The organism is Microvirga sp. Mcv34, assembly GCF_024519725.1.
Lineage (GTDB): Bacteria > Pseudomonadota > Alphaproteobacteria > Rhizobiales > Beijerinckiaceae > Microvirga.
Map to the genome: position 1 here is coordinate 31413 of NZ_JALJRK010000008.1, position 12636 is coordinate 44048.

General features: G+C 59.7%; 6 protein-coding genes. 5 read left to right on the plus strand and 1 reads right to left on the minus strand.

The genetic code is table 11. From position 1 onward, the window contains the following. Positions 1–104: 104 nt before the first annotated feature. From OC446_RS06900 to OC446_RS06920, 5 genes are all read left to right on the plus strand, one after another. Entirely contained in the window at positions 105–5969 is a 5865-nt protein-coding gene (locus OC446_RS06900) for a cadherin domain-containing protein (protein ID WP_262028317.1), read from the plus strand. A gap of 133 nt (positions 5970–6102) precedes the next feature. Next, positions 6103–8811, plus strand: coding sequence for a cadherin domain-containing protein (locus OC446_RS06905; protein WP_262028318.1), 2709 nt, complete (start codon positions 6103–6105; stop codon positions 8809–8811). A 361-nt stretch (positions 8812–9172) separates the two neighbouring features. Continuing rightward, positions 9173–10201 carry an AraC family transcriptional regulator gene (locus OC446_RS06910; RefSeq protein WP_262028319.1) on the plus strand — a complete coding sequence of 343 codons (1029 nt, stop codon included), beginning with the start codon at positions 9173–9175 and terminating at the stop codon, positions 10199–10201. Between the two features lie 350 nt (positions 10202–10551). Continuing rightward, positions 10552–10878: a tetratricopeptide repeat protein gene (locus OC446_RS06915; RefSeq protein ID WP_262028320.1), complete on the plus strand. Its 327-nt coding sequence runs from the start codon at positions 10552–10554 to the stop codon at positions 10876–10878. 364 nt (positions 10879–11242) lie between these two features. Continuing rightward, positions 11243–12157, plus strand: a complete 915-nt coding sequence (locus OC446_RS06920; protein ID WP_262028321.1) for a GAF domain-containing protein — start codon at positions 11243–11245, stop codon at positions 12155–12157. A 122-nt stretch (positions 12158–12279) separates the two neighbouring features. Here OC446_RS06920 and OC446_RS06925 read toward each other — a convergent pair. Then, positions 12280–12636: hypothetical protein (locus tag OC446_RS06925; RefSeq protein WP_410055023.1), on the minus strand; the 357-nt coding region annotated here is incomplete at its 5' end.

The window sequence follows — 12636 nt, forward strand, 5'->3', positions numbered from 1 at the left end:
CCGATGGGATCGTCGTCGGTGCGGACCCCGATACCGTCGCTGCAGCGATTGCGATCCAGGATCCCGACCAGCGGCCGGAGTTCCGCGACTTCCACTACCAGCTCGTGACCGACGCCTCGGGCAATACCGCCTATGCGGGTTCCGATTTCAGGGTCGACGCCAGCGGCAACATCGTCGTGAACGGCGCGCTGACGGCCGGCACGAAGACGCTCTGGGTCAAGATCACGGATAGCACCGGACCCGATGCCAATACAATCATCCAATCGGTGACGGTCCAGATCGGCAGTGAGGTGACAAATACGCCGCCAGACGATCCGACGATCCTAGGTGGCGACAGCAGCGTGCTGCATTTGATGGACGACCAAGCGTATGCCGGAGCTCTTGGTGTTGAGGTTGCCCAAGTCTCTTCCAATGACGATGGTCTGGGCGGGGCTCTGAGATACGAGCTTGAAGACGATTATGGGGCGTTGTTCTTCGTCGATCCGAACTCTGGCAAGATCTACTTCAAAGGTTCTGTTGATTACGATTCGCAGGCCAACGGGCTTACGGTTGAAAACGAAGGTCAGCCCAACGAGGCCAAGTTCTTCTTGGTCAAGGTCAGGGCCCAGGAAACCGACACTGGCAACACATCAGGCTGGAAAGAGGTCAAGGTTTACGTCGACGACGTGAACGAGGCGCCGACTCTGTGGGGGATGCAAGACGGGACCATCGACGAAACGATACCGGGCGGCAGCTATGTTGCAACGCTGTTGGCAACAGATCCTGAGCGCGACGAAATCTCGTTCTTCTTCGAAACTGCATCGGGTCAATCCGATATCAGTGCGGATGGCGCCTTCCGAATTGTAAATAATCAGATCTTCCGGACGGACGCGCCGATCCAGGTCGCACCCAATGGCGAGAGCCGCGGGTATGTGATCATCGTCAAGGATCAACATGGCGCGATGTCCAGCACAAACATCTGGATCGACATCAACGACGTGGGCAACCTCGCGCCCGTCGCCAGCATTTCCGACAATGTGGTTCGCGAGGATGTCGGGATCGATGAGCTCGTCGGTACCCTTTCCGCCTACGACCCCGATCTCGGTGATACGGTCGAAGGCTTCGACATGTATGACGACGCCGATGGCCTGTTCACGCTCCGCTATTACGACGGCGCATGGCGCGTTTTCGCTACCGGTCCACTCGATTACGATAGCAATGATCCGCGCCTCCACCGGTGGGTCGATCCAGCCACGGGGGTTGAAACAAGATGGTATGAAATCAGCGTCACAACGATCGACAACCATAATCAGACCTCCGATCCGCAGATTCTAAAGATCTACGTGACGGACGTGAACGAGGCGCCGACGGCGACCTACACGCCCGCCGATGGGATCGTCGTCGGTGCGGACCCCGATACCGTCGCTGCAGCGATTGCGATCCAGGATCCCGACCAGCGGCCGGAGTTCCGCGACTTCCACTACCAGCTCGTGACCGACGCCTCGGGCAATACCGCCTATGCGGGGACTGACTTCCGGGTCGACGCCAGCGGCAATATCGTCGTGAACGGGACGCTGACGGCTGGAGAAAAGACGCTCTACGTTAAGATCACGGACGGCACCGGCCCCGATGCGAACGTCATCGTCCAGTTGGTCACCTTCAACGTTGGGGTCGCGAACATCGCACCGGAAATCATCGTCAGCGGCGATACAGAATGGTCCATCCTCGATACGGGAACAGTGAAGCCATTCCAGGGCTTCTCGTTCGAGGACGATGATGCCCTTGCGGACGATGAGATCACGGTCACCATCACGTTCGACGGCAGCCACGGTGCCCTGACCAGCGCCTTGGGAGAACTCGGGCGGGACTACTTCTACAACCCGGTGATCAATCCCAATCTCCTTACGGTCAAGGGGACCGTCGATTGGGTGAATCAGATCGTCAAGCAACTGACCTTCAACCCGCATGACCAGTATGAGGGCTCGGCCGATCGCACGACGACGTTCACGGTTCAGGTGGAAGATATGCATGGTGCGACGGCCGATCTGCCACGGACCGTCACCGTCATCGACACCCCGGCCAACGTGGCGCCGACGCTGACGATCGACGAGGACGATGAGCACTTCGTGGTTCTGGATAATGGCGAGGGCAACTCCGGCATCGTGAATCCGTTCGTCGGGCTCGATCTCGGGGACAGTGAGAACGATATCCTCTCCCTACAGGTCACGTTCCGCTCCGGAAACGGAGCCCTTGGCAATGTGACGTCGGTCCCTGACTTCGTGGATGTCTCGCATACCGATCTCGGTGCAGAATTCGTGACCTACACTTTCACGGGCAGGTATGGCGATCTCATAGCCTTCCTCGGCAGCGTCACCTTCGACGCATCCAACGACTCCGCCGCCGCCGGGCTGGTGACGACGACATTCACCTTCGCCTTGTCGGATGGCCTCCATTCGCTCGCCAATGCGCCGGAGACGGTGACGGTCGTCACGGAGTCGAGCACGAACGAACGCCCCGTTCTGTTCATCGCGCCCGAAACGAGAATGACCGACGCGACAGACGACGGCCTTGCCGTCTATCCGTTCCGAGGTGTGGACCTGTCGGATGCCGAGGACGACGATCTGGAGCTGACGATTACCTTCCACGGTACGGCGGACCAGATTGGGGGGGCGGACGGCGCTATGATTACGCCGAATGCTGACGGTACTGTCACTGTCCGGTTGGCCGCGAAAGCGAGTGTTCTCGAAGCCGTCCTGCATCAGTTGACATTTGACCCGCAGAACGGCTCGGCGGACAACGCCGCATTTGATACCGTCTTCACGATCAGCGTGAGCGATGCCTCGCACCTGCCTGTGATCGACCATGTGACCGTACACACGCAGAATGGAGACGACACAGGCAACGCGCAGCCTGACCTCTACATCCGGCCTGGCACGGAGACGACGGGCGCAACGAGCGATGGTCCTGTCGTCTATCCGTTCCGAGGCGTCGACATCTCGGACGCGGAGAACGATACGCTTGTTCTGACGATCTCGTTCGCAGCAGCCACGGGAACGTTGCTGGGGGCTGGTCTTCCCTCCACGTGGACGCAGATGAACGGGATCCGGACCTATGTGCTCACGGGCACGGCCGACGATCTGGATGACATCCTGCACGGCCTGTCTTTCGACCCAGCCGACGGCTTGACGGGATCCGATACGGTCGCGACAGCCTTCACCATTACGGTCCAGGACACGACGCATGCTCCTGTTGCGAAGCAGGTGGAAGTCGTGACAGCGCCTGGAGGATCGGGCACTGTGAACGCGGTCCCTACCATCGACATTGCTCAAGGCTCTGAGGTGACGTGGGCAACGGATAATGGCTCCGCCGTTTACCTGTTCCGCGGCATCGATATCTCGGACGCGGAGAACGACCTTCTTGTCCTGACCATCCGGTTCAGCGAGGCGGCCGGCAATCTCATAGGCATCGAAGGGTGGAATTTCCGCACGTCGCTTGTGAACGGCATCCGCACCTATACCGTACTCGACGATGCCGACAATCTGGATGAGATTCTGCACAGCTTGTCGTTCGATCCGGCCGACGACTCGGCGTTGAATGAGCCGATAAGTGTAGACACGATCTTTGAGATCTCTGTTCAGGACGCGACGCACGATCCCGTCCAAGCCCAGGTGATGGTGCGCACGACCCATGGCCCGGATCCGGCTCCGAACGCCGAGCCGAGCGTGTCGTTCCTTCCGGGAACGCAGGTCACCCAGGCGACTGACGACGGCCCTGCGGTGGCGCTGTTCCGCGGCATCGATCTCACGGATACCGACGGCGATAACCTGATCGTCAGGATCTCCTTCAACGGTACCCTGGGAGATTTGACCGGCTATAATCCATACGACCCGAATGTATATGTCGCGATGTCCGGGAACATGGTGACCATTACCTTCACGGGCACGGCGGATGCCCTGGACGGGATCCTTCAGGCCCTCCGTTACGACCCTGTTCACTATGATCCTGACAATCCTGTCGATGGCCTGATCGGTCCTCATGTCTTCACGATCTCGGTTCAGGATCAGTATCATGGTCCGGTCAGCACGACCGCCACTGTGGACACAGCCGATGGAGACGCATCGGGCGACGTGAACAATGCGCCGGCCGCTCCCGTATGGGCTGACGAGGCTGCATCGAAGACGATCGATGAGACGATCGCCGTCGGATCCGACGTGGGCACCCTGCGGGTCCAGGATCCGGACGGCGACGATGTGGCAGTCGGGTTCTGGTATGACAACGCCTTGCACCGGGTGAGCCAGGACAACCGGTTCGAGATCGTCAACGGCGTGGTGAAAGTCCTCAACGCTTTCGTCGAAGAGAACGTCCCCGATCTTCCCTATCTGGTGCGGGCCGTGGACACCCATGGGGCCTATACGGAGACCACGATCCATATCGCGATCAATGATGCTGGCAACAATCAGGCGCCGGTGGTGGACGGCGTCAACGGTGGCAGCGGGCCGTCAGTTACGACGATCAGCTTCCTGGAATCAGTTCTGGCCAGTGGGTTCGTGGCGCAGGTCGTTGCGCACGACAATGATGGCAGCCTGACCGACCTGCGTTACTTCATGAGCGACCAGAACGGCCTGTTCACGATCGACGAGAGCACGGGGCAGATCAAGCTGCGCGCAGGCCTCGACTACGAGTCGCTGACCCAGCACAGCTGGACCATCAGCGTGTGGACGACGGACCAGCAGGGCAACGGTGCCGAGTCCGCCCATGTGGACATTACGATCAATCTGGAGGATGTGGACGAGACGCCAACCATCGGTGGCCTGCCGTCAATGGTCAATGCCAACTCCAGCGGCAACGCCAGGGTGGCGCTGTTTAACGGCGTGACAATTGGTAACGATGCTAACCAGCAGACGATCGCCACGATCACGTTCCTGAACGATCACGGCACACTCAGCGGCACAGGCCTGACCCTGGTTGGCGTTGACGGCTCCACAGGCATCGCCACCTACACGGTGACGGGAATAAACGCGGACGACTTGCAGGCGAAGCTGGCGGCCTTAGTGTTCGATCCGCGAGATCCGACAGGCACGTCCGAGGATACTGCCTTCACCGTAACGTTAAGCGATGCCGGCTACCCGCAGGGGCAGTCCGCCACGGTGACGGTGCATGCGACGCCGGGCAATGTGGCTCCGACGAACATGGCATTTTCGGATGCGACCATTCTGGAGAACATGGGCCGAGGTCTGGTGATTGGGCGGTTCACGGCGGACGATCCCAACCCGCTGATCTGGCGCGTGACCGACGATGCGGAAGGTCGGGTGGAGATGGGCGGCAACGGTGAGCTTGTGGTGAAGAACCAGACCAAGATCGACGACGAGCTTGCACCGACCTTCGACGTAACGGTGGAGGTGTCGAATGACGGTGGAAACCATTGGTACTCCTTCACCAAGACACTGACGATCCTGAACCTCCAGCGCGAGGTGATCAATGGGCTGTCAACGAACATCCCAGGAATCGGCATTGACGATTTCCTGCGAGGCGGCGGCGGTTCCGACAGACTGAACGGCAACATTGGCAATGACACTCTGAGCGGAGGGCTTGGCATTGACACCCTGAACGGCGGGGCAGGAGACGATGCGTTCCGGTTCGATGTCGCGCCTGTGGCGGGGAACCGGGATATCATCCAGAACTTTGATTTGAAGAGCGCGACGGACCCGAACGTGAAAGGGGACCGGATCGAGTTGCTCGGTACGCGATTTGCCGGGATCACAGCGGATCTAGTGGACACGCTGCCTGACGGACGGAAGATGCTGAAGGCGAGCGCCTTTGTACTTGGCACGGCGGCGACGGATCAAAGCCATCGGATGATTTACAATCAGGCCACGGGCGAGATCTGGTACGATCCGGATGGCACAGGAGCAGGAGCTGCCAGGCTAATCGCTACCATCTCCGCGGCCAGTAAGCCTGCTCTGACCCACGAGTACTTCTATCTCATCTAAAGAATGTGAAATAGGCGGAGACTAGGCCTTTACAGCCGCTTACGCTATGAAATAACATTAAATTAAGTCTGGCCTTGGAGTCTCGAATGCTGCGGACTCCATGGTCGGTGCATCTTCATCTCTAGGGGCTCCTATGGCTGTTAACCTTACGCTCAAAGCACTTACCGGCAATCCTTTCCATAGCTCGGTCGACGCAACTGGCCGAGTTGGTTCTATCGATGAGGAACTTGCCATCGGTACGAAACTTTTCGAGCTGATTGGCTTTGACCCGACCACCCCACCCCCCTCCGGTTCCTACAAGATCGTGGTGGTCGAGAACTTCGGAGGCATCTTCGATGTCGTGCAGGATCAGGGAAAGTGGTACCTTGTCGCTACTGGTCGTCTTGACTACGAGAATGAGGACGTCGGAGACCTCTTCACCGGCATCACCTTCCAGTTCCGGGACTCCAACGACACGAACAATACGGGCCCAGTTTATCAGCAGGTGAATGTTGGTATTCAGTTGCTGAATGTTGAGCCGGAGGGGGTGGTCAACAACCCGCCTCCGAGCCCTGCCACGACGGCGAACGTGAACGAGGGCACGGCCGGCAGCCAGACGGTTGTGACGCTGGCGGCGACGGACGCCGACGGCCAGACGATCGGCTACACCTTTGCCAACGCGCAGGCCGGCTCGAACGGGCTGATCAGCGCCGACGGCAAGTTCAAGATCGTGGGCAACCTCATCCAGACGAACGGCACGGTGGCGAACGTGACCGCCGACACGGCGCTCACCTACTCGGTGGTGGCCAATGACGGCACGGGGGCGGCGAACGCAACCGCGACCGGCAACGTGGTGATCACGGTCAAGGACGTGAACCAGGCGCCGCCTACACCCACAGCCACTGCTGATGTCAACGAGGGAACCGCTGCGGATCAGCCGGTGCTGACGCTGGCGGCGACGGACGCCGACGGCCAGGCGATCAACTACACGTTCCAGAACGCACGAGCCGGCTCGAATGGGCTTGTGAGTGCCGACGGTCTGTTCAGGATCGAAGGTAATGTGATCAAGACTAATGTTCCCGTGGCTGATGTGACACAGGATACACCGCTGCCGGCCTACGCGGTGGTGGCCAATGACGGCACGGGGGCGGCGAACGCGACCGCGACCGGCAATGTGACGATCACCGTCAAGAACATGACTGCTGGAAACACACCTCCACCTTCTCCCACTGGAAGCTTCAATGTTCACGAGGCTAAAGGTGATGGGTTCGTGGTTGCGACCTTCGCTGAAAAGGACGGTGACAACCAGACGATTGATTATACATTCCAAACCGCTCTGAACGGTTCGGGCGGAAAGGTTAGCGCTGATGGTCGCTACGAGATCATCGGTAATCAGGTCAAGGTGCATGGGGCAGGTTGGGTATCCGTGCAAACTGACCACATTGCCACCTACAACATCACAGCGTCGGATAATGTCGATCCACGGACCGGCGGTGTGACGATTACGGTGAAGAACAATGTCGGCCCGGCGATCACTTCGATCGCAGCGTCCGGGAGCGGTCAGGTCGGCGCAACCAACACGATCGTCGTCAGCGAAAATGCCGGCGCCGTCGAAATCGGCACCGTGACGGCGTCTGACCCGGATGCCGCTCTGGACGGACGGACATTGTCCTACTCGCTGGCCGATACGCATAACGGCTTGTTCACAATCGATGCCACTGGCAAGATCAAGATTGCTAACGCAAGCCGGCTGCCGGTCGGCGCCGACACGCCATATCAACTAACGGTCCAAGTGTCGGACGGCAGCAACGAGGACATGGTGACACAGACGGTCACCGTCGTCGTGAAGGATGTGCCGGTTGCCCCAACCAACAACGCCCCGACAGGACTGGCGCTGAGCAACAGCTTCGTCCTGGAGTACGATCTGGCGGGTAAGGAGATCGGTGCCTTCAGCGCAACCGACTCGGATGGCGATACGCTCACCTATACGCTCCTCGACAATGCGGGCGGGCGGTTTGCGATTTCGAACGGCAAGCTCCTGCTGGCAGGACCCGGCGTCAACTACGAGGAGGCCAAGTCCCATCAGATCAAAGTGAGGGTCACCGACGGCAACGGTGGCGTGACCGATCAGGCTTTCACCATCAATGTCGGCGATCAGCTCACCTTGAACAAGCGCGGTACGAAGAAGGCCGACAAGCTGAACGGATCGGCCCTTGACGATATTCTCAAGGGCGGTTCCGGCAATGCCAAGGACATCATCAAAGGTTTGGCCGGCGACGACCAGCTCTTTGGTGAGGGAGGCAACGATTCCATCCTGGGCGGCGACGGCCTCGACAGCCTGTATGGCGGCAATGGCAACGACATCCTGAAGGGTGAGGCCGGCAAGGATCTCTTGAAGGGCGATGCCGGAAACGACAAGCTCTATGGTGGTCTCGGCAACGACGTCCTCCTCGGCGGCAAGGGCAACGACCTCATCAAGGGTGATGCCGATGATGATACTCTTTACGGCGAGGAAGGAAACGACAAGCTCTACGGCGGTGCCGGAAGCGATGCTTTCGTCTTCAACAAGAAGCTGAATAAGGCATCCAATTTCGACCGGATCTATGACTTCAAGTCTGCCGAAGGAGATAAGATCTTCCTCGACAACGCCGTGTTCAAGAAACTTGGAACGACCGGCACCATCGATGCTCCGGCCAGGCTCGACCCGTCGATGTTCAAAACCGGCCAAGCCAAGGATAAGAACGACTACCTGATCTACAAGGGCGGCATTCTGTACTACGATGCCGACGGTTCCGGCAAAGGCGCCGCCGTGCAGATCGTGAAAGTCAGCGGCCTGAAGGTCACCGATATCTGGGTCATCTGACGAGCCCATCGGCTTTGATATCGACTCCGGCAGGTTCCCTGCCGGAGTTTCTCCTTCGATGTGCGAAATGAATGCCGGCTTGCAAGGTGCACTTCAACGGGGGCGCATCCGGGAGCCGGAAGAAGCAACGATCAAGCCCACAACTCGCAACCGCAAGCAGCGGGGGATTTCGGTATCTGCGGCTGATAGGGCGGTCATCGAATTCGCTTATCTTCGATAAAGCGGATCGCGGCGGATTGCGAATACCTATGTTTTAGCGGATTCTCAGTATTGTTTTAATAGAGCCAATATTATCTCCGCCGTCCTCTCCCATATATCGCGATTGTAAAAGCAAAAAATTATATCTCCTCTGATGACGGTCATGGACGATACGCCGGATCAAGGCGCCGAAGCGGCGTCGCACATCGATTTCATCATCGACCAGACTTGGCGCTCGACCAAGCTTGAGGAGTTGGAGAACGCCCTCAATACCTTCGTGTCGCCGCAGCGCCTTACCCCGACCTCGCGCGGTAGGCCGGCGGGTGGTATGTTCGGTTATCGGGGACATTTCGACCTTGGCATCTTCCGGCTTTACGTCGAAAGCGACGTCGAGATAGACCAATCCCCGGAAGAAGCCGACGATCGAATGGCCTTCGTCGTCAGTCCGAGCCAACCCAGTGAGCTTAAGATCAACCGGGAAACCTTCACGATCTCACAGCGCGAAGGCGTGATCTTCTCCTCCGGGCCGCAGCGGATTCTCACGATTCCGGAGGATACGGAGCATCGCGTGCTCATCACGAACCGGCGCAAAGTCGCAGATTGCTGCGCCAAACTCCTCGGCTATGAAACTCCGGGATTCCTCGATTTCGACATCGGCGTCGACCTGGAAGCCCCGACCGGCCATAGCTGGCTGAGACTTTTGGAATATGTGGAGACGGAGCTGTCCGATCGGGAAGCCCTTATCCGGCAATCGCCCATAGCTTGGCGGCAATTCGAGCAGTCCCTTCTCACCGGACTTCTTCTGTCGCAGCGTCATGCCTACACCGAAGCCCTTCTGCGGCCCCAATCCGCGGCTGCTCCCTTCTACGTGAAGCGCGCCGAAGCCTATATCGAGGCGCATTATTCCGAGCCTTTGTCGCTCGCGGACATCGCCAGCTATGCGGGCGTGAGTGCCAGAAGCCTGCAAAATGGGTTCCAGAGCTTCCGCGGCGTGACGCCCATGGCCTTCCTCCGTTCGGTCCGTCTGCAGCATGTGAACAAGGCCTTGCTCGCGGCGGATCCGGCCGTCGACACCGTGACGGAGATCGCGCTCGCCTGTGGCTTCGGTCATCTGGGAGAGTTCGGCGCCCTCTACAAGCGCACTTTCGGTGAGACCCCGAGGCAAACCCTGTCAAAGGCAATCCATCGCTGAAGTCCACCTGCCCGGGATACGGGAGAGCATCCTCGCTTCTGGTGGGTCCCGGTCACTTGTTTCGCTGCATCGGTCATTCCGAAGGTCGAGCTGGCGGAGATGCTGCGGTAGCTTGGCAACGAGAGCCCCGGCAGCTCGATGTGAAATGTTGTTTCAGTAAAAGCATGGCATTGCGAAACATAGTTTCAGTATTTCCAGCTCAGCGGAGGCGGATCGAGCCTCAAAACGAGAGGGCAAAGCGTTTACTGCGCAATTTCGACAGGTCGTGCGCTTTTCCGATTTCCGCAAAGGAAGAGCGGTGCCATTTTTTCCGAACAGGGAAGACGGGCGTAGCGCTCCGGCGAACTGGGATGGCTAAGATCGATATGAAATCTTGGAAAGAGACGATGCCTCAGGATCGGAACTGCATTGGACTGCCAAGAATGTCATTTTCAGCCCTCATCAAGTGCTGGGGCTTGGGGCTCTCCTTGCGGAGGCTTAAACATGCTTCTCCCCATACCGTGCGGTTCCACCTGATCCGCGGCCGCGTGTTCCTCAGTCTCGGCCAATATGATCAGGCCATCGAGGATTTCAGAATCGCCCTTCGAATGGACTGGCGGCACGAGCAGGCAGCTTTCTGGCTCAACAAGGCGACCCGTGCCATTCCGCATCCCGGGGGGGCGCGATCTCTGACCTAACTTTTGCCCGCGTCCGAGGCGTCAGAGTGCAAGCCCATCGTCAACATGAACGAGGGGGCGCACCACGTCGCTCGATTGCTTGCAGGCTGGAACGATCCCGCATCCTGTCATCCCCTTGGGCATTCCTGGCAATGGCCCGAGAGCAATTCTCATTGGCGTTGATCCTGCTTCCTCTGGTGGGACCCCGAGCGACTAGGCCGAACCATGCGCCGGCCAGGAAAGTGGAGCATCGGGCAAGCCTGCGGGCCCGCGCAGCGACGCGTGGTTGCGAGAGTGCAGTTCCGGAGGGATCCCAAGAGTGGGCTCCCCTTTGCGCCCCATGCCCAAGCGGCCGGTTCTCCCTGATCTGACCGCACCGCCAGCCATGACGAAACTCTCATCATTGTTGGATGCCGCCGTTCTCGCAGATGCAATCGCCCGGCAGAATGACGCCGGCAAGATCGTGGATACCGTTCTCGACGGACTCAGCGAACGCTTCGGATACAAGAACATCCTGCTGTTGCTTCTTGATGGGGGGCGCGAGGTTCTGATCACGCGTGGAAGCCGCGGCTATGACCAGACAAGCGCTGGGTCGGAGGTGCGTCTCGGTGACGGGCTGATCGGCGTGGTTGCGTCTGATGGACGCTTCGTCAATGCCTCTGATCCCGATCACGGGTCGCAGCCTGCTGAGGACATCCACTCTGGACCGGATGGGGGAGGCGCGCGCGCGGAGGCCGCACGGCCGAGCGCGCCGAACCCGTTGAGCCGGATCGGCGTTCCGATGATCGTGCAAGGGAAAGTCACAGGCGTTCTGTTCGCCGAAAGCCGGGAGCGCTTCGCCTTCGGCGCCGATGACCAGGCGGTCATGACGATCATTGCATGCCAGGCCGGAGCGTCCCTCGCGCTGGCGGAAGGTCCGGCGGCAGGGGGGCACGCTGCGGAGACGCGCAAACCGTTCGATCATTCAGCGGAGCGGGTTTTCCGGGTGTCGCATCACACGCTGGACGACAGCGTCTTCATCGACAACGAATACCTCATCAAGGGTGTCGCGGGTCGATTGCTGATGTTCATGCTCGATCTTCATCAGCGCGAGGGGCGGGTCGAGTTCACGAACCGTGAGCTTCGGCTCTCAGCCACGATGCGGTTGCCCGAGGTCAAGGACAATCTGGACACGCGATTGCTTCTGCTCCGGCGCCGCCTTGAAGATAAAGGGGCTCCCATCAGGCTCGTCCGCGTCGGACGCGGGAGGATCCGGCTTCAGTTCGAGGGTGTCCCGCTCCTCGACCGCGTGGACATCTAGCCCCGAGCCGGCTTCTGGCCCGTTCTGACGATCCAGTGTTGAAGGACGGAAGCCGGATCCGAGGGTGGCCTGCTCCATGCCGTCTCTCAAGCAGCCGGTCTTCTCCCGCCGCTCATGGCATCCTAGCAACGGCCGAAAGCAGCCGCTCGATGTCTTCCGGCCGTGACAGCCGGTGGTCGCCGTCCTTGATCAGGGTCAGTGATACGCTGTCTCCCGGCAGGTGTTCGACGAGGCGCATGGCATGCTCCCACGGGACGTCCGGATCCACCATGCCCTGGAGGATGTGAACCGGGCAGCCGGTCTGGATCGGACGGTCGAGGAGCAGGTGCCCACGCCCGTCCTCGATCAGTTTCCAGGTGATCGGGTAGGGATCGTCCGAATAGGCGGAGGGGCGGTGGTAGACCCCCGTCTCCTGCACGCTTTTCCGAAGCGCCTCCGGGAACCGATCCCACATGAGCCGCTCCGTCATGTCGACTGCG

Excerpts from the sequence above, each read along its gene's own strand:
- OC446_RS06905 (WP_262028318.1), top strand. The coding sequence starts at position 6,103 with ATGGCTGTTAACCTTACGCTCAAAGCACTTACCGGCAATCCTTTCCAT.
- OC446_RS06910 (WP_262028319.1), top strand. The coding sequence starts at position 9,173 with ATGGACGATACGCCGGATCAAGGCGCCGAAGCGGCGTCGCACATCGAT.
- OC446_RS06915 (WP_262028320.1), top strand. The coding sequence starts at position 10,552 with ATGGCTAAGATCGATATGAAATCTTGGAAAGAGACGATGCCTCAGGAT.
- OC446_RS06920 (WP_262028321.1), top strand. The coding sequence starts at position 11,243 with ATGACGAAACTCTCATCATTGTTGGATGCCGCCGTTCTCGCAGATGCA.